We start from the raw sequence: 20,796 nt of genomic DNA, 5'->3' as shown, positions 1-20,796 counted from the left end.
GAGGGCGCGAGGGCACAGTCTAGCGACCTGGGGTTTACCTGAGGTGGCAGGGAGTGGCAACCTTCCCCCGATCATCGTTGTCCCAGCCTGCCGCCGTCGCCGGCCGCCGTTGCACGACCGGTCTGGCTCCTGGCCAACCGACGCTGCAGCGGCTTGAATGGCGGGGTGCAGGTCAGCAAGGACGGGCGGAGCTGGCGCATCGGCACCGCCGCCGACGTGAGTTGGATCGCTGGTCACACCACTGCCGGCGTCTCGATCACCACCGCCATCCCGCCGGTCTTCGATGCCTACGCCACCACGTACCAGGCCGACGACGTCACCGTCGCCAGCTACGAGCACGCCTTGGTCGAGGACCTCATCACGCACACTCCGGACCAGCCCTGGTTGCTGGCCTACCTCGACACCGGCGCCCACGACGTCGTCTTCCCCCACGCCCGGAGGGTGTTCCTCTACTGGGACTGGCCGTACGTGCTGGTCGAGGCCGGTCCCGAGCAGGCCCTCACCTGGCGCACCGGTGGGCACATGCGCCACGGCCGCGGAGCGCTACCCGATCTGTTCTTCCCCGCCGACCGGTCATGGCTGGTCTCCGCGCTCTGGGACGACACCTGGACCTGCGTCGGCGGCCCGACACCCGTGATCCACGCCCTCGAACGCGACCCCGTGGCCAACGCCCGCCAGGTACGACCCGGCGAAGACGCGCTGCCACCGGGACTGGTCCGCGAGTAACGACCAACGCCGACGTCGCGGTCAGTCCCGACCATCGCGATCACCTTGCGGCCACAGAGGCATGACGAAGAGCCGGATACGGCCGGGAGACGATCCGCCAGGCGCTACGACCGGAGGTCCGACGAGCAACCAACCGCAGCCAGCGCAGGATGCCAGTACCGTCGAGGATCTGAACACCTGGCTCGACGCTGACCTGCTCCGGCGGCTCTGGCCGCCCACCCTCTGGCTGCCGCCCCAGCTCCGCGATCGCTGGAAGGATGCCTTGCCCGAACTCGCCGCAACCCGCAGCAACGCGGCGTAGCGGTGGACCCCTTCCACGAACGCCTCGCCCGCACCGGGCTCGGGGCAGCCGAACGATACGGCTTCGCCCTGGCCGGCGGCTACGCCGTCCAGGCCGCCGGACTCCTGGAGCCTCCCCTGTGCTTTGCAGGTGTGCCGAACCAGCGGGAGAGCCCTTCTCGCAACGTGGCCTCGGCGGTGGCGGTGGGTTCGTCGAGCGTCGCGGCCCAGGCGACGTGCCGTGATGCCCCGGTCGGTGTGCAGGGTGAGGTCGGGTGCGAAGGTGCCGGCCAAGGCGTGGTGGCCGGCACCGGGCATCGGGTAGCGGACGTCGGCATGGGCGACGAGTGCTCCCATCCGGCGTTCGGCCGCGACGGCCGGGTGCCGAGCGGAAGGGCTCTCGATTCGTTGCGGCGCCGCCTCGTCGGATCACGTTCACCGAGACGGCGCCGCAACGCCCCACACCGGCCCGGGTCACGCTCGCTTCGTGAAGGCGGAACGCGCCCACAGGTAGCCGACGAGGGCGATCGCCACGCACCAGGCGACGGCGACGGCCGCGTCGGTGGTGTCGGGCGCGCTGTCGAGCAGGCCGCGCACGGTCTCGATGATCGGCGTGAACGGCTGGTACTCGGCGAACTGTCGCAGGCCCGGCCCCATCTTCTCCGCCGGGACGATCGCGCTGCTGAAGAACGGCAGCATGACCAGCGGCACGGCGGCCATGCCCGCCGTCTCCGGCGATTTCGCCGAGAGTCCCAGCGCGACAGTGAACCAGCCCGCCGCGAAGGCGAGCAGCACGACGACACCACCCACGGCGAGCCAGTCGGTCAGGCCCGCCTCCGGGCTGAACCCCAGCAGGAAGGCCACTCCGACGAGCGCCGCGATGGCGATCACGTTGGTCAGCACGCTGGTGACGACGTGGCCGGTCAGCACCGCGCCGCGGGAGACGTCCATGGCCTTGAACCGGTTGATGATGCCCTTGGTCATGTCGGAGTTCACCGCTGTCGCGGTGGCTCCCAGCCCGTAGCAGACGGCCAGCAGGATCAGGCCCGGCGTCGCGTAGTCGATGTAGTCCATGCCGACGCTGAAGGCGTCGCCGAACATGTAGACGAACATCAGCATGATGATGATCGGCATCAGGACGGCGTTGAACACCGAGGTCGGGTTCCGGGTGAGGTGTTTGAGGTTGCGGCGCAGCATGACCAGCGAATGGGACTGGGCGCTCATTTCGTGTCGACCTCCGTGGCGTGGCCGGTCAGGGCGAGGAAAACGTCGTCGAGGTCCGGGGTGCGCACGGAGCATTCCTCGGCGCTGAGGGAGTGCTCGTCGAGCCGGTCCAGCAGGGCCCGCAGTGACTTCGTGCCGCCGTCGGCGGGAACCCGCAGGGCCAGCGCGTCGTCGTCTCGGGTGGCCTCGGGGAAGATCCCCGCGGCGGCGTCGAGTTCGGCGGCGGTGGAGAACCGCAGCCGTACGTGTGTTCCGGGGATGAGGCGTTTGAGCTCTTCCGGCGTGCCCTGGGCGACCAGGCGGCCCTGGTCGAGCACCGCGAGGCGGTCGGCGAGTTGGTCGGCCTCCTCCAGGTACTGCGTGGTGAGGAAGATGGTCGCGCCGTCGGCGACCAGGTCACGCACGATCGACCACATGGTGCGGCGGCTGCGCGGGTCCAGGCCCGTCGTCGGCTCGTCGAGGAAGATGATGCGCGGATCGCCGACCAGCGTCATCGCCAGGTCGAGCTTGCGACGCATGCCCCCGGAGTAGGTGGAGGTCGGCTTGTCCGCCGAGGCGGTCAGCTCGAACCGGTCCAGCAGGTCCGTGACGATTCGCGCGCCGCCGCCGGCGACCCTCCGGTTGAGGTCCACCATCAGCTGGAGGTTCTCGCGTCCGGTCAGTAGTTCGTCGACGGCCGCGAACTGGCCGGTGACGCCGATGGCCGCGCGGACCGCCTTGGCGTCGGTGGCAAGGTCGTGGCCGGCGACCCGGACCGTGCCGCCGTCGGCCTGGACCAGGGTGGTCAGCACGTTCACCGTCGTCGTCTTGCCCGCGCCGTTGGGGCCGAGCAGACAGAACACCGTGCCGGCGTGGACGTCGAAGTCGACGCCGTCGAGGACGGTCTTGTCCTTGTACGCCTTGCGCAGGCCCGAGACCGAGATCGCCGGGATCGTCACGTGGTCACCTCCGGGGTTACCGCGGCGGCGTCGAGCGCCGCGGTGATCTTGTTGGTCATCTCGGCGACGGTTGGACCGGGTGCGCCCTGACGGGTACGGACGGCGGCGTCGAGGGCGACGACGACGGTGCGGCGGAAGTTGTCGGCCTCGGCCGGAGCCTGCTCGGCGAGCAGGCGCATCGCCTCGGTCAGGGCGGGCAGCACGCGGTCGGCAAGCTCGGCCACCGACCTGCCGTTCAGGTCGACGCCCGTGGACTTCTCCGCAAGCACGTGCCCGACCAGGCCGGTTGCCGAGGCCAGGGCGATGGACCCATCGGTGGCGATCTTGTGCGGCGAGCCGCCGGCGGCTCCGGCGGCCGACAGCAGTGCGACCGCACCGTACGCGGCCGTGCGAAGCGTGAGTTTGTCCTGGGTGGAGAGGTTGACGGGCACGGTGGTGAACTCCTTGACGTTGACGTTGACGTTGACGTTGACGCGGGCAGGTGGCGACCGCCGGGTGACGACCCCGGATCACTGGGCGGGTCCCGGCTCCCGACCGGGGCGGCCCACGTCCGAGGGCGGACAGGATCTTTCATGACAAACCTCTATTCTTTGGGCACGGGTCGGCCCGGACGTGCCACTGGATCGGAGTCAGGGCCGCCGGTTACGGCAGGGTGAGTTCGTAGCGGAGACGCCGCCCTAATGGGCGGAAGCCCAGGTGTCGACGCAGGGCGACCAGGTCGGAGTCCTCGTCGGCGGTGCGGGTCTCGATCTCCTCGAGGTGTGGATGGATCTCGCGTAGTCGGGTGAGCAGAGCGGCGTTCACCCACAGCCCCAGCCGCTGGCCGCGATCACCGACGAGCACGGCAGGGCCGTACTGGCGGGCGCGGACCTGCGGCAGTGCGCCCGTCATCGCCACGACATAGGCGGCCACCCCGCCGTCCGCCTCGGCGGCGCTCACCACCGCGGCACCGGGCCCGCTCGGATGCCGGAGCAGTTGCTCGACGCTGGTCGCGCCGCACGGATCCCCGGTCCAGTGACGCAGTCGGTATCCGGGGTGCTCGACATCGACCAACTCACCCAGCCAGGCATGGTGGACATCGCAGTAGCTGAGCAGATCATGGCTCCCGGATCCGGTGCGCCGAAATCCGTGCCGCTCACAGAACGACTGCGCGGCGGAATCCGGGGCGGTCTCCACGATCAACCGCTGGCCCACGGCGTGTGCGCCGACGGCGGCCAGCAGCCGCGATCCGATCCCTCGACGACGCCACTGCGGCTGTACGTACAGGTTCAGCTCGAGGGTGCCCGGCTGCGGGGCGGTCTGCGGTGGCAGTTCGTACTCGAACGGCATGACCGGCCGCAGTTCGGCGACCCCGGCCACCGAACCGGGCGACGTCACAGCGTGCCAGCGTGGGATGCCGAGATGATCCGGCGCCGCCACGATGTCGATCACGCTTTCGCTCATGCGTTCACCATCGCCCGGCCGCCCCGGCCGAACAACGCAGAAGATCGCATCGCCGCATTAGCCAGCGGTGATCGATCGACGACGACCCCGCGACGGCCGGTGGTCCGAGCCACGCTCGTGCCGCCCGTTCTCGGCGGGGCCGTAGACTGCCCAATCCCAGGCCGCAGTGATCGAAGGTAGGGCCGTCTGGTGGAGCTGCGCGACATCGAGATCTTCCTGACGCTGACCGAAGAGCTTCACTTCGGTCGCACGGCCGAGCGTCTGCACGTGTCCCAATCGCGGGTCAGTCAGTCGATCAAACAGCAGGAACGCCGGATCGGCGGGGGCCTGTTCGAGCGTACGAGCCGCGCCGTTCGGCTCACCCCGCTCGGCGAACGGCTGCGCGACCGTCTCCGCGCCGGCTATAGCGAGATCATCTCCGGCATCGAGGAGGCCACCGCCACCGCCCGCGGCCAGGCCGGCACGCTGACCATCGGCACGATGGCCACCCAGTACCAGTCGGTCGAGTCCACCCTCGACCTGTTCCGGCAGCGGCACCCGCAGTGCGAGCTGCGCCTGCGCGAGATCCTGCCGACCGACCCGCTCGGGCCGCTGCGGGCCGGTACGGTCGACATCGGGATTCTCTGGCTGCCGATCCGCGAGCCCGACCTCACGGTCGGGCCGGTCCTGCACCGCGAGAAGCTGGTGCTGGCGGTGGCCGCCGGTCATCCGCTGGCCGGCCGGGGCAGCGTCGAGCTGGAGGATCTCGGCGATCATCCGGTGGTCTACCCCGAGGGACCCATTCCGGACTACGTGTGGGAGGCGCACACCCCGTCCACCACCCCGGCTGGGCGGCCCGTCCGGCGCGGACTGGGCATCGTCACCCTCGAGGAGGCCTTCCAAGCGATCGCCGGCGGCAGCGTCGTATCCCCGATCGGATCGGACGTGGGAGCCACCCGGCAACGAGGCGACATCACCTTCCTGCCCATCACCGACGGACCGGTGCTGCACTACGCGCCGGTGTGGCGCAAAGGCGGAGAGAATGCCCTGGTACGCGCCTTCGTTCAAGTCGTCACGAAGGCGCAGCAAACGACGTAGCCGGGCCGGGCACCGGCTGGAGTGCACACCCCGCACACATCCGCGAAGACCATCCACACGTTCATCGCGGTGTCCGGCGGGCACGGAACGTGGCACGGTACGCCTGGGGTGAGGTGCCGAGTTCCCGCCGGAAGGTGTGCCGCAGGTTGGCGGTAGACCCGATCCCGGTCCGCGTGGCGATCCGTGCGATCGGCTCGTCGCTGGCCTCCAGCATGCGCTGGGCGGCGAGCACCCGCTCCCGGGTGAGCCACTGGTGTGGGCTCATTCCGGTCAGCCGATGGAAGTGCCGCGCCAGCGTCCGCGGACTCATGTGCACCCGTTCGCCGAGCGATCGCAGCGACCATGGCTGGTCCAGGTGGCCGCGCATCCAGTCCAACAACTCCGGCAGCGGATCGTCGGGATCGGGGCTGAGCGGCGAATCGACGAACTGGGCCTGTCCGCCGCTGCGGTAGCCGGAGAGCACCAGCCTGCGGGCGAGCGCGGCAGCCACGTCCGCGCCGTAGTCCCCGCGTACCACGTGCAGGGCGAGGTCGATACCGGCGGACATACCGGCGGCGGTAAGGACGCCGGTGTCGTCGATGAACAGCGCCCGCGGATCCACGGTCGCGGCGGGGAAGAGCGAGGCCAGCAGCGGTGCGGTCGTCCAGTGGGTGGTGACGTGTCGATGGTCGAGAAGGCCGGCGTGGCCGAGGATGAACGCCCCCGTGCAGATCGACATGATGCGGGCCCCGCGCCCGTGCGCCCGCAGCAGGGAGGTCAGCAGCGGCCGGGGTGGCACCTCATGTTCCCTCGTCCAACCCGGCACGACGAGGAGGTCAGCGGCCTCCGCCTCGGCCAGCCCGTACGGGGCGGACACGGTGATCCCACCGTCCAGCTCGATCTGCCCCGGTTCGATGGCGCACGTCCTGGTCCGGTACCACGATCCGAACCGGTGCGCATAGTCCACGCCGAAGATCTCGTTGACCGTGACGTAGTCGAAGCTGCCCGCGCCCGGGTAAGCCAGCATCGCCACGCTCGGTTCCTCGACCGGCATCGCAGACCTCCCTACCGCACCCGCCGCGCGGCCCCCGGTGACGCTGGGTGACTGTCCACATTCTTGCGTTCGATGTCCAGATCCTTCACCCCGCTCCACATATCGATGGCACATTATTCGTGGATGGCGAGCGTGACGACCGACCGCAGCGAGTATTCGATGGGCGTATCGCTCAACAACCAGGTGATGTTCGCGGCGAAGGCTCGGCGAGCCGCCGTCGCGATGCTCGTGACGGTGGCGATTCTGCTGGCGCCGGGCGCTGTGGCGAAGGCCGAGATCCCTGCGGGCGGGATGTCCGCGGCCCAACTCAACGACGCCTTCCGCACGTACGGAGACACCAGCGGCAGGTGGAACGGAGGCGACAGCACCGCCTCGGTCAAGCTGCCCGACGGCCGGATGGTGTGGCTGTTCTCGGACACCTTCGTCGGCTCGGTCAACCCCGACGGATCACGTCCCGACTTCCAGCCGATGATCCACAATTCGATCGTCGTGCAGGACGACGCCACGCTCTCCGAGACGCTGACCGGCGGCAGCGTCGACGAACCGATGTCCCTGGTCGGCGCCGAGCGGGACGGGGATCCCACGAGCGCCGGCTACTGGGTCGGTGACGGCACGGTCGAGGACTCCACCCTCAAGGTGCTCTACAACCACTACCTGCGTTCCGGCCCGAATCCCCTCGACCTGAAGTTGACCGGCACCGCCCTCGCCTCGTTCGACCTGCCCGAACTGACCCTGCGCTCGCTCACCCCGCTCCCGGTGGCCGACCGGATCGCCTGGGGCTCGGCCATCCTGGAGGACGGCGACACCACCTACATCTACGGCACCCGGCTGGTCAACGACTCGGGGCCGGTGAAGCCGATCTACCTCGCCAAGGTGCCGGCCGGCGAGCTGGCCGGGCCGTGGCAGTTCTGGACCGGCGACGGCTGGTCGGCCGAGGAGTCGGAGGCCACCCGGCTGATGGCCGGCACCACCACCGCCTTCGGCGTGCAGAAGATCGGAAACCAGTACGTCCTGGTCACCGTCGACGGCAACCTCGTGTTCAACCCGGACACCGTCGCCTACACCGCGCCGGCGCCGACCGGCCCCTTCAGCGGACCCGTGCACCTCTTCCGGGCGCCCGAACCGCAGCCGGGCAAAGAGATCATCGTGTACGACGCCCGACTGCACCCCGAGTTGGCGCGCCCGGGCAAGCTGCTCGTGTCGTACAACGTCAACAGCCTGGCGAACGCCGACAACCAGGCGGACGCCCGCCTCTACCGACCCCGGTTCGTGGAGGTCACCTGGCCACGGCCGGCGCCGGACCCTGCGACCCTGCCCCCGACGCCGACCGAGCTGTCCGCCACCGCCGACGAACAGCGCAACGTTCAGCTCACCTGGACCGCCTCGCCGGGTGCCACCGGCTACCGCATCCACCGGCGGGACCTGTCGTACGGGCAGAGCCACCCGGTCCGGCTGCCCGGCCAGGTCGCGGCGCCGTCCTTCACCGACGCCGGCTTGGTGGACGGGCACCTGTACGAGTACGCCGTCTCGGCGGTGAACGGCAACGGCGAGAGCGCCCCGACGACCGTGGTGTCGGCCACCGCGCGCGGCGGGCCCACCCAGCAGGGGGAATTCCTGCCGGCCCCGGACGGCACCGCCGTGGCCGGTAGCTACCTCGTCGACCTGCGCGACGGCGCGGCCAGCGGCGAGTACGGCATCCGGGAGATCGCAACCCGCCTGGTCGCTCGATACGGCGGCAGCCTCGACGGGGTCTTCGGCGCGGCCCTCGGCGGCTTCTCGGTCACCGACCTGACCGACGCGAGGGCGCGCGAACTCGCCGCCGACCCGGCCGTCGAGGCGGTCGAGGAGGACCGCACGGTCAGCTTGGACGACGACGGCGATGTCTCGGCGTCGGACAGCGGTGGCGTCCAGGAAAACCCACCCTCCTGGGGCCTGGACCGCATCGATGGCGCCCTGGACGGCAGGTTCGTCTTTCCGTCCATGGGTGAGGGCGTCCACGTGTACATCCTCGACAACAGTGTGCGGACCACCCACACCGACTTCGGTGGCCGGGCCGACGTGGGAGGTGAAAAGCGCTCCCGCAACGTGGAAATGTGCGGCGCGCACGGCACCCACGTGGCAGGCACGGCCGGTGGAAAGAGCTACGGAGTGGCGAAGAAGGCGCACATCATCGACGTGCAGATCGGTTGCCAGATGGCCACGACCGCCGCAAGGATGACCGGGGGCGTCAACTGGATCACCCAGCACGCCGCCCTGCCCGCAGTGATGAACATCAGCCTCAGCGTGGCTACCCGCTCGCGGGACCGGGACCGGCTCGGCAAAGCAGTGCAGGATGCGATCGACAAGGGCATCACCGTGGTCGCCGCCGCCGGCAACGCCGACGTGGACGCGTGCACGGAGGTGCCGGCCGCCCTGACAGACGTCATCACCGTGGCGGCCACCGACCAGGACGACAAGCGCGCCCCGCGCAGTAACCACGGGTCGTGCGTCGACATCTTCGCGCCGGGCGTCGGCATCACCTCGGCCAGCAACATGGACGACACCTCATCCCGCGTATCGGGTGGCACCTCGATGGCGACACCGCACGTCGCCGGTGCGGCGGCGCTGGTGCTGCAGGCACACAAGAACTACCGGCCCGAGCAGGTGTCCGCCGCGCTTCTCGGCCTGGCCGAGCCGGGCGTGATCCGCGATCCCGGCGTCGGTTCCCCCAATCGGTTGTTGCGGGTGGCGCCGCCGCTGGACGATACGCCCACCGGCCTCACCGCCACCCCGGCCGACGACGGCACCATCAACCTGGCCTGGGAGCCGGTCGACGGCGACGGGATCAGATACCGGGTCTCGCAGCGGGACGTGACCGCCGGGCAGCGCGATCCGGTGGAACGGCAACCGACGATCTGGAGCGGCACCAGCGCGGTCGCCGACCACCTCGTGCCCGGGCACACCTACGAGTTCTCCGTGGTCGCGGTGAACAGCATGGCGGTCAGCCCTCCATCGGAGCCGGCCACCGCGACGTCGACAATCGCGGCGCCGCCCGCACCCGGCGGGTTGACCGCCACCGCCCAGGGCAACGGCACCATCGAGCTGACCTGGACCGAGCCGCAGTCGGACGTCTGGTACTGGGTCTACCAACGCGACACCACGATTGACGAGCAGGAGTTCACCAAGCTGCCGCTGCCGCTCACCGAGTGCTGCTCGATGGAAGCGGGCTTCCTCACCCACGGCCACACGTACGAGTTCAAGGTCAGCGCGACCAACCGTGGCGGTGAGGGGCCGACATCGGCACCGGCCACCGCGACCGCGTACTTCGACGCGCCGGCCGCCCCGACGAACCTGCGCGTCACACCCGGCGACGGCATGACCACCCTCACCTGGGACCCGTCCGCCACCGAGGATGTCTGGTACTGGGTCTACCAGCGCGACGCTACCGAGAACGAGGAGTGGGAGCAGCTCCCGATACCGATCTCCGAATGCTGCACCATGCCGGCGCAGTACCTCGCCAACGGCCACGAGTACGAGTACAAGGTGACCGCGACGCGGGGTTCCGAGAGCCTGCCCAGCAACGTGGCCCGGGCCAAACCCATGCCACCGCTGCCCGGCCAGCCGACGAACCTGACCCTCCGGCCGCTGTCCACCGGCGACATCACCCTGACCTGGGACGCGCCCGGCCCGAACCTCTACTACCGAATCTACTGGCGGGACGTCACCGCAGGGGAGACCACCTTCAAACGATCCGAGGTCCCCACCGACAAGACCACCGCCACCTGGGAATACCTCACCCACCTGCACACGTACGAGTTCAAGGTGACCGCCGAGAACCTTTCCGGCGAGGGCACGGCGTCGGCGCCGGTGCAGGCCCGGAGCACGGTGGCGCGGCCGACGGCACCGACGAACCTACGGACCGTGCCGTCCGGCAGTCTGCAGATCCGGCTGACCTGGGACGCGCCCGGCCCGAACGTCCTCTACTGGGTGTACTGGCGGGACGTGACCGCGGGCGAGACCACCTTCCGCAAGTCGCCGTACCCGACGGAGCTGACCGAGGCGACCTGGCAGTACCTGGTCAACACCCATGTCTACGAGTTCAAGGTGAGCGCCACAAACGTGGCGGGGGAAGGGCCTGCCTCGGCGACCTCCCGGGCCACCGCCATCGGCATCGCCCCCCAACCACCGAGCAACCTCAAGGCGACAGCCGGGGACAGCTTCGTCCGGCTCAACTGGACGGCCAGTCCGACCGCTGGCGTCATGTACGTCGTCTACCACCGCAACGCCTCTCGCAACCAGTCCTGGCGGAAGATGCCGTACCCGGTCGACGGCTGCTGCACGTTCACCGCCGAGTACCTGACCAACGCAGAGCGGTACGAGTACCGAGTCGCCGCCACCAGTGCCGCAGGCGAAAGTGATCCTTCCAACGTGGCCGGTGCGACGCCGATGCCGGTCTTCCCGAAGCCGCCGACCAGCCTGCGGGCCACCGCCGGAAACGGCAAGGTCTCCCTCACCTGGTCGGCCAGCCCCACCCCCCGGGTGTACTACCTGATCGAGTACCGCAAGTCCGGCGGCTCGTGGAAACGCCTGCCGTATCCGGTCGACACCTGCTGCTCGTTCGCCGTGAACCTGCTGAACAACGGCACCACGTACGAGTTCCGGGTGCGGGCGACAAACGTGGCCGGCGACAGCAGCCCGTCCAACACCGACTCGGCCCGACCGCTGCCGCCGTTCCCGCAACCGCCGTCGAACCTCAACGCGAGCAACGCGGGCAACGGCGCGGTGAAGTTGACCTGGACGCGGAGTTCCACGGCCAACGTCTACTACTGGATCGAGTACCGCAAGGTCGGCGGCTCGTGGATCCGCCTGCCTTATCCGGTGAGCACCTGCTGCTCGTTCACCGTGAAGTACCTGAACAACGGCACCACGTACGAGTTCCGGGTGCGGTCGACGAACCTGGCCGGGACCAGTTCGCCGTCGAACACCGACACCGCCCGGCCGATGCCGCCGTTCCCGAAACCGCCGTCCAACCTGCGCGCGGTCGCCGGGGACAGTTCGGTCAAGCTGAGCTGGTCGGCCAGCCCGACCCCGGACGTGTACTACCACGTCTACGTGCGCGACGCCACGCTCAACGGCTGGTGGGAGAAGCTGCCGTACCCGCTGAACAAGAGGTCGATGACCGTCGGATACCTCGGCAACGGCCACTACTACAACTTCAAGGTCACGGCGATCAACGCCGCTGGGGAGAGCGCGTCGACGAACATCGTCACCGCGTTGCCCCAGTGGGCCGACGGCACCACCCGGACCGCCGAGATCACCAGCAGCTGGATCTTCGCCAGTTTGGGGAAGTTCGACCCCATCCAGCGGTTCGACGTCACCGCCGGTGTCCGCGGCACCCGCACCGGCGACTACATCCAGGTCGACGGCTACTGGCGCATGAACAACGACAAGCGGTTGCTGTCCGGCATCTTCTGGTACCTCGTCATCGACTGCACCGAGAACTACACCGTCATGCACCGGACGTTGGCATATCCCACGGGCGGCCCGACCAGCGGCAGCCTGACCTTTCACTACAAGAAGAACCCGCAACGCAAGTACCGGGTGCAGGTCTGGGGCGTCGGGGACATCACCTACAGCGGAGGAATCCATGGCAGATTCGCCCGCTACCCGTCGTCAGGCATCATCCCTTTCATCAAGGGGACGCCGTGCTTCTGACGACAGAAGCCTGCCTGGTAAGGCTCTGCATCCGGCATTGCGTATTTTGCCTGACCCACGTCCGGCTCGGCCTCGTACGTGCGCCGCGACCGGCGAAGCCCTCAGCTGGCCGTGGCGGAGGTCAGGCCGCCGCGCGGCTGGGCCACGTCCTCCTCGATAGCGGCCTGGCAGTTCTCGGCGACGCTGACCTTCCGGGCGATCACCCCGATCAGCACTCCGTAGATCACTTTCGAGGTGATGTCGGCCAGTGTGTAGGTGATCTGCCGGGCCACCACCCCGTCGGCGGATTCCCACATCGCCGGCATGAGATATGCCCCCGGATAGAGCATCCAGGAGACGAGGATCAGCCACCACACGGACCGGGCCGGCCCGCGGGCGGCGCGGGGCAGCCGGCCCAGGTTGCCGAAGATGAGGCGGGCGACCAGGGCGAGCAGGAACAGGAAGAAGACGGTGCTGACCAGGCCCCAGATCCAGAACGGCCAGGACCTGTCCACCTCGTAGAACTGGCCCGCATAGCCCGTGTAGATCATCGCCAGGCCGGCGGCGACGAACAGCGCCCACGTGCGGTGGAAGCGCCGGCCGGTAACACCGAGCACCACCAGCAACTGGATCAGCAGCACCGGCACGTCGATGGACCAGTTCATGTACCGGTAGCCGTTTGAGAAGAGGGTGTCGGTGTTGACGAACGCGCTGCCGTTCCAAGCGAACGCCTCGGACCAGCGCTGTGACAGCACCCAGAGTTCGAAGAACGCGGAGATCATGACCACTGCTGAGAGCACCGAGGCGAGCCGGTACCGCGGAGCAATACCGGACATGGTCAGCAGGAAGTAGAGGAGCCCGGCCGCCATGACGGCGTAGCCGAGGGTCAGCACGTGCGAGACCAGCGTGTACTGGATGACGTTGTAGCCGAACTCGTTTTCGAAGTTCATGCCGCTGGCCCGCCCTTCCGGCCCGGGATCGTCTCCGATAGCGGAACGTGGTGCCCCGTCTCCGCGATCGGGGTTATTTCCCCTTGTAACCCAAAAACGTCTATACCCATCCTAAGCTGACATCTGGGGAACGGTCCCTCAATCCAGCGAGCCGGGATTGGCTAGGGAGTTGCCGTGGAGTTCTGGCTGTGGTTCTACGTCGCCGCCATGGCGGTCGGCGTCGTGCTCTTCCGCTACTGGCGGGCCAATCCCAAGGGCATCCCGCCGGTGGAGTACGCCATCGCCACGGCTATTCCGCTCTGGTCGGGATTCTGGTACCTGGTCATGGCGGTGGGCGGCGGTCGAATCGACGTCGCCGATCAGACGACGTGCTGGGCCAGGTACGCCGACTGGGTGGTCAGCACTCCGCTGCTGCTGATCGCCCTCTCGCTCACCGCGATGCACGCGTTGCCGCACAAGCGCTGGGGACTGGTACGCGCGCTCGTCGCCGCCGACATCATCATGATCACAAGCGGTTTCCTGGCTGATCTCATGGAGAGCCCGACCTGGCGATACGGCCTCTATCTCCTCGGGGTGGTGGCCCTGTTGGTGGTCTTCGGGCTGATCTGGGGGCCGCTGCGGGCCACCGCAGCCCGTCAACCGGCCCCCATGTCGAGGGTCTTCACGCAGGTGGCGCTCCTGCTCAGCGTGCTCTGGGTCGGCTACCCGCTGATCTGGATTCTGGGGCCGTCCGGGTTCGGGCTGTTCGGGGACACCACCGACACCGCCCTGTTCGTGGTCCTGCCGATCCTGTCCAAGGTCGTGTGGAGCGCGGTCGACCTGGCTCTGCTGCGGCGTCTGTCCGACCGCGGCCTGCTCACCGTCGCGTGACGCCAGCCTCCCGTCAGGTCGTCCGGCCGGTTCACCCTCCACCCGGCGACTGGCTGCTGCGCCGGGTCGGCCGTTCGGGCCCGATCGCACTGGCTGGGCTCACCTGTCTGGCCCTGCTGCTACCGGGGGTGGCGGCCTGGGCGGGAACCCTCCCGCTGCTCGTGGGCCTGCTGATCGGCCTTCCGCACGGCGCCGTCGATCACCTGGTACCGGCCTGGATCTCCGCCAAGGCACGGCCGCTGCGGCGCACCGTCGGGCTGCTGCTCGCGTACATCTTGACGGCCACCGCCACGGTTGCGCTGTTCCTCTGGGCGCCCGTCCCCGCCTTGACCGGATTCCTGATCCTCGCGGTGCTGCACTTCGGCACCGGTGACGTGGCGTACCACGCCGAGCGGGACGGGCGGCCACCGGTCCGTCCCGTGCTCGCCGTCCTGGCGTACGGCGGGCCGCCGGTGGTGCTGCCGATCGCGCTGTGGCCCGGTACGGTCGACCCGCTGCTGGACGCGGTTGCCCCGGGCGCCTCAGCCGCGTTCGCGCCGACCGGACGGCTGATCGCCTTGTCCGTCGTACTCCTGGCGGCCCTGGTGACCGGACTCCGCGACCTGGCCGCCCGCCGGGGTGGGGATGTGGCGACGCTCGGGGCCCTCGTCGCAGCCTTCGCGGTGGTGCCGCCGCCGCTGGCGTTCGGCGGGTACTTCGCGATGTGGCACTCCGCCCGGCATGTCGCCCGGTTGTTGCGCGCCGACCCGGGCAACCGCCACCACCTAGCGGCCGGACGGCTGGGCGGTCCGATCCGCCGGTTCACCCGGCAGGCGACGTTGCCCACCATCGCCGCCTTCGCCGGCCTGCTCGTCCTGGTATGTGTCGACGCATCGCCGACCTTCAGCCCGGCGGCCGCAGGTCCGTACCAGGAAGCCCCGTTACAGCTGGTCTTCGCGGTACTCGCCGGGCTCACCGTGCCGCACGCGGCAGTGGTCGCCCGGCTCGATGTACGGACGGCCCGGTGAGAAGTGCAGACGATGTCACTCGACGCGCATCGGGATTGGGGCGTCGACCGCCGGCGGGCGCGGGAGTTGGCTCACCCCGTCGAGGGTTTGCACCGGCCGAGCGGGGAAAGTTGACGAAACGGCAGTCGACACGGCGATCGGCTCATCCGAGCACCACCAGGAACCGACAGAGAGGAGTGCCCGATGCCGAGCACCACGATGCCCATGCTGGAGACGTACCCGAAGTCGATCAACCTGGACCGGACGAAGCTGGCGGCCACGATCGATGCCCTCAATGACTGCGCGCAGGCCTGCACCGCGTGCGCGGACGCCTGCCTCAGCGAGGACATGGTCGCCGAATTGACCAAGTGCGTCCGGACGAACCTGGACTGCGCCGACATCTGCGCGGCCACCGCCCGGGTGCTCTCCCGACACACCGGCTACGACGCCAACATCAGCCGCACCCTGCTGGAGGCGTGCGTCACGGCCTGCGCGTCGTGCGGGGACGAGTGCGCCGCGCATGCCGAGAAGCATGAGCACTGCCGGATCTGCGCCGACGCGTGTCGCGCCTGCGAGCGAGCCTGCCGCGACCTGCTGGCCATCATCAACTGAGGGGGTCGGGCGTTTCCCCCGGCACCACGGGGTTACCTCTTGAACGGGACGAGAAACGACAGCCGACCGTCGAGGGGACCCGTCATGGCCCGACCCAGGATCGTCATCATCGGCGCAGGATTCGCCGGTTTTCACGCCGCACGTCGCCTGACCCGCATCTCGCGCGGCGCCGCCGACGTGGTGTTGGTCAACCCGACCGACTATTTCCTCTACCTGCCGCTGCTGCCCGAGGTTTCCGGTGGGGTGCTCGACCCGCGTCGGGTCACCGTGCCGCTGGCCGACACCCTGCCCGGAGTGCAGGTGGTGCTCGGCGAGGTCGATGGCATCGACGTCGACGGCCGCGCCGTCTCCTACGTGGACCCCGAGGGGCGCACCGGCCGGTTGCCCTACCACCGCCTGGTCCTCGCCGCGGGCAGCGTCAACAAGCTGCTGCCGATCCCCGGCGTCGCCGACCACGCTCACGGCTTCCGCGGCATCCCCGAGGCGCTGCACCTACGGGAACGGCTGATCCAGCAACTTGAGATGGCCGACGCCACCGACGACCCGGCCGAGCGGGAGGCGCGCTGCACCTTTGTGGTCGTCGGCGCCGGCTACACCGGCACCGAGGTAGCCGCCCAGGGCCAACTCTTCACCGACGAGATGGTCCGCCGTCACCCGCGGCTCGACGGGGTCCGGCCGCGCTGGCTGCTGCTGGACACCGCCGACCGGGTCCTGCCCGGCCTCGCCGAACGCATGTCGGCCGTCGCCGGGCGCGTGCTGCGCCAGCGCGGGATCGAGGTGTGCCTGGGTACGTCCGTCACCGAGGCCACCGCCGACGGGGTCCATCTCTCCGACGGCCGGTTCGTGGCGTCTCGCACCCTGGTGTGGTGCGTCGGCGTACGACCCGACCCACTCGTCGAGGCCACCGGCCTGCCCACCACCAAGGGACGGATCACCGTGGACGAGCACCTGGCCGTGCCCGGTCATCCCGAGATCCTCGCCTGCGGCGACGCCGCCGCCGTGCCCGACCACGCCCGCCCCGGTGAGATCACCCCGATGACCGCCCAGCACGCCGTCCGGCAGGGCCGCCTCGCCGCCGACAACATCGCCGCCTCGTACGGTGTCGGCAGGCTTCGCCCGTACCGGCACCGCGACCTCGGCTTCGTGGTCGACCTCGGCGGCTGGCAGGCCACCGCGAATCCCTTGCACGTGCCGCTGTCCGGCCTGCCGGCCCGAGTCGTGGCGCGTGGCTACCACCTGCTGTCGCTACCCGCGAACCGCGCCCGCACCGCCGCCGACTGGATCTTCGCCGCGGTCGGTTCACGGCCAAGCGTCCAACTCAGCCTCGTGCCTGGCGCCGCCGTGCCGCTGGACACCGCGGCCCCGGAACTGATTCGCCGCTGATGCCGCCTGCGGCCACCGTGGCTCGTCACGTCGGCGGGCGGTCGACTGGGACAGGTGTCACCCGGTCCCCGGGGTGCCGCCCGGCGGCACCGCCCCACCCCCGTCGCGAAGCAGAGCGGCCAGGGCGGCCCGCGAGTTGACCCCCAGCTTGCGGTACACCCTGGTCAGGTGAGCCTCGACGGTCCGCTCGGTCACGTAGAGCCGCATCGCGACGGCGCGGTTGGTGAGGCCCTCGGCGACCAGGGCGGCGACCCGCCTCTCGGCCTGGGTGAGATCGGGTCCGGTGACCACGGCCCAGCGCCGCTGTCCGGCCCCGTGTCTGCGCTGGGCGTTCACCACCTGCTGACGTAGCCACGCGGAGGGCGTGCGTTCGGCGATCACCCGGGCGAGGTGAATGTGATTCCGGGCGGCACCGGATTCGCGTAAGGCGTCGAGACAGCCGGCCACTGCGAGGTGGGCCTCCCCGAGCGACAGGTCGGCCTGCCGATCGGTGAAGAGTCGGATGGAGTCCTGGGCGGCGGCCAGCGCGCCGACGGGGTCCCGGCGGGCGAGCAGCACCTGTGCGGTGGCCAGGCGTGCCTCGGCCCGCCGGATCTCCAGACCGAGCGCGGCGGCGGCGGCCTCAGCCCGCTGGGACCAGGCGTACGCCTCGTCGAGCAGGCCACCGGCGACCAGAAACTCGGCGTGCCCGGCGAGCCACTTGGGCTGAAGATCCCGTCGGCGGGGCTGTCCCCGGCCAGGCTGCACCAGCGTGCCGGTCAGGTGTCGCGCCTCGGTGTGCCGGCCCTGGGCGAACCGGATGTGGGACAGGACCGCCAGCGCGGTGTCGTGCAGCGCTGGTTCGTGCCGAGCCTCCTGAACGGCTTCCTCACCGACCGGGGCGGCGGCCTGCGGGCCGGCGCGCCAGAGCAGCGCCATCGCCCGGTAGGTCAACGCGATCGTCACCGCCTGCCGGGCACCGACCGAGCGTCCGGCCCGTTCCGCCTCGATCGCCACACTTATCGCTTCGTCGAGTCGACCGCTGCCGGCGGCGATCCGCGCCTGACCTGCGAGAAGTCCGGGCAGCACGTGCGCCTGGCCGTGTTCCCGGGCCAGCGCCACCGCCCGGGTGACGTGGCGCAGGGCGTCGGCCTTCTCCAGAACGACGCCCTGCACCCAGGCCAGCCATTCGGGGACATCGAGGCAGCCGGCGAGTGCGCGATCCGACATGGCGTCGACGAGTGCCTCGGCGGCGCGCAACTCGTCGGCGGCTATGTCGGTGGACCCATGTGCGGCAGCGCGGGCGGCGAGGGTGGTCCGGGCCACCGCCACCAACGGTGGGTCCGTCTCCGCTCCGATCGCCGCCTGGATTTCGGTGACCAGCGGGCCCAGCTCGCCCCACCGGCCGTCCCTGGCGGCGAGTCTGCCCTGCGCCACGGACAGCCGGGGTCGTAGCCGCCGCACCGTCGTGGTGTGCTCCCGCGCCAGCCTGGCCCGCACCGGGACGTTGGGTCCGAGCCGGTCTGCCAGTTCGGCGCGCAGGACAGTCGCGGCGAGCCGGGTGTCGGGACCAGGCAACGTGTCGAGTGACGCCTGCGCAAGACCGAGCGCATCGGTGAGATCGCCGGACGCGGCCGTTGCCCGGGCCCTGGTCAGCAGCGCGTCACCGAGCGCCACCGGATCGTCCGGCGGGGCCAGGGTGACCGCGAGGCGACTCAGCCGGGCCGCCAAGGGCGGGTCGAGGGTCACCAGCTCCCGGGCGATCTCATGGACACGGGCGAACCGGGAGGCGGTCGCGCCGGCCCGCAGCAGGTGCCAACCGCAGGTACGCGGGTCGGCGCGGCGCTGGCGCAGTGCCGCGTCGGCCCGCAGGTGCGCCCCGGCCCGCCAACCGGCGGGCGCATCCTGGTAGGCCGCAGCCCGGACCAGGGCGTGCCGCGGGCGCAGGATGATGTCGTCGGCCGCGTACCGGAGCAGATCCATGCGGACCAGCTGGTCCAGCGCCTCGACGGTCGCCGTGCACCGGAGCTGGCCGACCTCTGCCACCAAACCAGGGTCGGCCACCTCGCCGAGCACGGCCACGGTGTGCAGGATCCGCCGGGTCGGCTCGTCCGCCAGGTCGATCTCCGGGCCGAGGAGCCCTGCCAGGCAGCGGGACGAGCCGAGTTCCACGACCCGTTCGAGCACGACGATGCCGTCTGCGTCGACCAGTTCCGGGTGAGCGCCGAGGACGGCGAGCAGACCGGGCAGTCGTTCACCGGCGGCCGCCAGCGTCGCACGCCGGGTCGCCGGCAGTACGCGCGGAAGCAGCGCTTCCGCCGCCGCTTCGGGGAGCGCGCCCAGTGGCACGGCCAGTTGTCGTATCCCCGCGCCGGTGCCCGTGACCAGGCGGAGCAGGCCTCGGGGCGCCTGCCGCGGCCGGTAGGCGCAGAGCACCGCCAGCCGTCCGGGGGGTGGCGCGTCGACCAGCAGGTGCCGCAGGGCGGCCAGCGCCGGTTCGGCCCGGTGGGCGTCGTCGAGGACGGCGACGACGGGCCTGACCCGACTGAGCCGACCGAGCCGGGCGAGAGCTGCGGGCGTCCAGCGGTGGGCGGCCAGGTCGACATGGAACACGCTCGGCAGTTGACGGAGCAGGTGGGTCAGGAAGGCGGTCTTGCCGGCACCGGGATCACCGGTGATCTCGACGATCGTCGGCTGCCTCGGCACGAGCGCGGCCAGGCCGGTGCGGACCGCAGCGAACTCCTCGTCCCGACCCACCAACATGGACATTCGCTCACGATAGGTGATCCGGACGGGTGATCTACGTAAGGGCTTTCCCCAATGCTCCTGTCGGTACCGGCCCGCGAACATGTGCCGGGTCCCGCCGCCTGGCGGGACTCCCAGCACAGGCGAGGGTGAGGAGAACTGAGTGCCCAGAAATCGATGGCGCCGACTGATGGCGCCGGCGCTCGTGATGTCGTTGGTGGTGTCCGGGCTCGCGGGGCAGGGCGTGGCCAGCGCCCGACCGACCGAGGACCGGACCCCGGCAACCGCGGCGACGACGCCGACCGTGGGTACGACGGCGGACGGCGCGGCGCTGATGCGTGGTGTCTTCTTCCTGCAGGGCGAGGTGGGCCAGAAACTGGAGCGCCTGCCGTACGTCTTCATGGACGCCGAGAACCTGCGCAAGAACCGGTCTGCCGAGGCGGTGCAGGCGGTGACCCGGCTGATCGAGGAGGCCGAGGCGGACCGGCCCGGACTGCTCGCCAGCTTCTCCACCGGCATGCGCAGCGGCGATCCGTACCAGGTCGAGACCGCGCTTACCGAAGCCGGCTCGGCGTTGGAGGCGGCGTTGGGAGATCGGCCGATCCTGTTCAGCGATGAAGGTGAAGAGGGCACCGACACGGCGGTCATGGTGGAAACCACCATCGCGGTGGTGAACGTCGGAACCGTCGCGGTTTCCCTGGCCGTGGCGGTCACGGTGGCCGCCGTACTCGTCGTGGTGGCGCTCCTCGACAGCCGGGAGCGGCCCCTGGGCGGCCGCGACCTGGAGACCGAACGGCTCATGGCCCTGTTCGCCACCGAGCTGCGCACCATCTGAACCGGTGCGGGTGGGACTTCCGTGCCCACCCGCGCCCCTTCTT

15 protein-coding genes and 1 pseudogene are annotated in these 20,796 nt (G+C 70.2%); 9 read left to right on the top strand and 7 right to left on the bottom strand.

Annotated features, from left to right (window positions below):
* Positions 1 to 165 precede the first annotated feature (165 nt).
* Together ACN26Z_RS04875 and ACN26Z_RS04870 are read left to right on the top strand one after the other, a co-directional pair.
* A complete protein-coding gene (locus ACN26Z_RS04875; RefSeq protein ID WP_282240148.1) occupies positions 166 to 726 on the top strand; it encodes a hypothetical protein in 561 nt (186 codons plus the stop codon).
* Positions 727 to 791: 65 nt separating this feature from the next.
* Positions 792 to 1,027, top strand: a pseudogene (locus tag ACN26Z_RS04870) (hypothetical protein); the annotation flags it as partial.
* A gap of 452 nt (positions 1,028 to 1,479) precedes the next feature.
* Here ACN26Z_RS04870 and ACN26Z_RS04865 read toward each other — a convergent pair.
* The 4 genes from ACN26Z_RS04865 to ACN26Z_RS04850 all read right to left on the bottom strand — a co-directional run bounded on the left by ACN26Z_RS04865 (position 1,480) and on the right by ACN26Z_RS04850 (position 4,610).
* Positions 1,480 to 2,229, bottom strand: a complete 750-nt coding sequence (locus ACN26Z_RS04865) for an ABC transporter permease (protein WP_093408418.1) — start codon at positions 2,227 to 2,229, stop codon at positions 1,480 to 1,482.
* On the bottom strand, positions 2,226 to 3,167 hold the full coding sequence (locus ACN26Z_RS04860) for an ATP-binding cassette domain-containing protein (RefSeq protein ID WP_282240149.1): 942 nt from the start codon (positions 3,165 to 3,167) through the stop codon (positions 2,226 to 2,228). The genes ACN26Z_RS04865 and ACN26Z_RS04860 overlap by 4 nt, the downstream gene beginning before the upstream one ends.
* Positions 3,164 to 3,598, bottom strand: coding sequence for a hypothetical protein (locus ACN26Z_RS04855; RefSeq protein ID WP_210941493.1), 435 nt, complete (start codon positions 3,596 to 3,598; stop codon positions 3,164 to 3,166). The genes ACN26Z_RS04860 and ACN26Z_RS04855 overlap by 4 nt, the downstream gene beginning before the upstream one ends.
* A 211-nt stretch (positions 3,599 to 3,809) precedes the next feature.
* Complete coding sequence (locus ACN26Z_RS04850; RefSeq protein ID WP_421460033.1) at positions 3,810 to 4,610, bottom strand: GNAT family N-acetyltransferase; 801 nt, start codon at positions 4,608 to 4,610, stop codon at positions 3,810 to 3,812.
* 189 nt (positions 4,611 to 4,799) lie between these two features.
* Here ACN26Z_RS04850 and ACN26Z_RS04845 point away from each other — a divergent pair, with 189 nt between their 5' ends.
* A complete protein-coding gene (locus tag ACN26Z_RS04845; protein WP_093408428.1) occupies positions 4,800 to 5,687 on the top strand; it encodes a LysR family transcriptional regulator in 888 nt (295 codons plus the stop codon).
* A 61-nt stretch (positions 5,688 to 5,748) separates the two neighbouring features.
* Here ACN26Z_RS04845 and ACN26Z_RS04840 read toward each other — a convergent pair whose 3' ends face one another.
* Complete coding sequence (locus ACN26Z_RS04840) at positions 5,749 to 6,720, bottom strand: helix-turn-helix domain-containing protein (RefSeq protein ID WP_421460031.1); 972 nt, start codon at positions 6,718 to 6,720, stop codon at positions 5,749 to 5,751.
* Between the two features lie 123 nt (positions 6,721 to 6,843).
* Between ACN26Z_RS04840 and ACN26Z_RS04835 the strand changes: the two genes are divergently transcribed.
* Positions 6,844 to 12,414 (top strand): fibronectin type III domain-containing protein, encoded by a 5,571-nt coding sequence (locus tag ACN26Z_RS04835; protein WP_421460030.1) that lies wholly within the window; start codon positions 6,844 to 6,846, stop codon positions 12,412 to 12,414.
* Positions 12,415 to 12,515: 101 nt separating this feature from the next.
* Here ACN26Z_RS04835 and ACN26Z_RS04830 read toward each other — a convergent pair whose 3' ends face one another.
* A complete protein-coding gene (locus ACN26Z_RS04830) occupies positions 12,516 to 13,343 on the bottom strand; it encodes a bacteriorhodopsin (RefSeq protein WP_282240154.1) in 828 nt (275 codons plus the stop codon).
* A 174-nt stretch (positions 13,344 to 13,517) separates the two neighbouring features.
* Between ACN26Z_RS04830 and ACN26Z_RS04825 the strand changes: the two genes are divergently transcribed.
* From ACN26Z_RS04825 to ACN26Z_RS04810, 4 genes are all read left to right on the top strand, one after another.
* The gene (locus ACN26Z_RS04825; protein WP_421460028.1) at positions 13,518 to 14,213 is read left to right on the top strand and encodes a bacteriorhodopsin; all 696 of its coding nucleotides are present in this window, start codon (positions 13,518 to 13,520) and stop codon (positions 14,211 to 14,213) included.
* Positions 14,210 to 15,220: a Brp/Blh family beta-carotene 15,15'-dioxygenase gene (locus ACN26Z_RS04820; RefSeq protein ID WP_421460027.1), complete on the top strand. Its 1,011-nt coding sequence runs from the start codon at positions 14,210 to 14,212 to the stop codon at positions 15,218 to 15,220. The genes ACN26Z_RS04825 and ACN26Z_RS04820 overlap by 4 nt, the downstream gene beginning before the upstream one ends.
* Positions 15,221 to 15,403: 183 nt before the next feature.
* Entirely contained in the window at positions 15,404 to 15,811 is a 408-nt protein-coding gene (locus ACN26Z_RS04815; RefSeq protein WP_421460026.1) for a four-helix bundle copper-binding protein, read from the top strand.
* Between the two features lie 84 nt (positions 15,812 to 15,895).
* Entirely contained in the window at positions 15,896 to 17,194 is a 1,299-nt protein-coding gene (locus ACN26Z_RS04810; RefSeq protein ID WP_421460025.1) for an NAD(P)/FAD-dependent oxidoreductase, read from the top strand.
* Positions 17,195 to 17,251: 57 nt separating this feature from the next.
* Here ACN26Z_RS04810 and ACN26Z_RS04805 read toward each other — a convergent pair whose 3' ends face one another.
* Positions 17,252 to 19,942, bottom strand: coding sequence for a LuxR C-terminal-related transcriptional regulator (locus ACN26Z_RS04805; protein ID WP_421460022.1), 2,691 nt, complete (start codon positions 19,940 to 19,942; stop codon positions 17,252 to 17,254).
* A 139-nt stretch (positions 19,943 to 20,081) separates the two neighbouring features.
* Between ACN26Z_RS04805 and ACN26Z_RS04800 the strand changes: the two genes are divergently transcribed.
* The gene (locus tag ACN26Z_RS04800; protein ID WP_421460020.1) at positions 20,082 to 20,753 is read left to right on the top strand and encodes a hypothetical protein; all 672 of its coding nucleotides are present in this window, start codon (positions 20,082 to 20,084) and stop codon (positions 20,751 to 20,753) included.
* The last annotated feature ends 43 nt before the right edge of the window (positions 20,754 to 20,796 follow it).

This window comes from Verrucosispora sp. WMMD703 (genome assembly GCF_049178935.1).
GTDB classification, from domain to species: Bacteria; Actinomycetota; Actinomycetes; order Mycobacteriales; family Micromonosporaceae; genus Micromonospora; species Micromonospora sediminimaris.
Note: the sequence above shows the minus strand (reverse complement) of the source record. Positions and strands in the feature narration are given on the sequence as shown.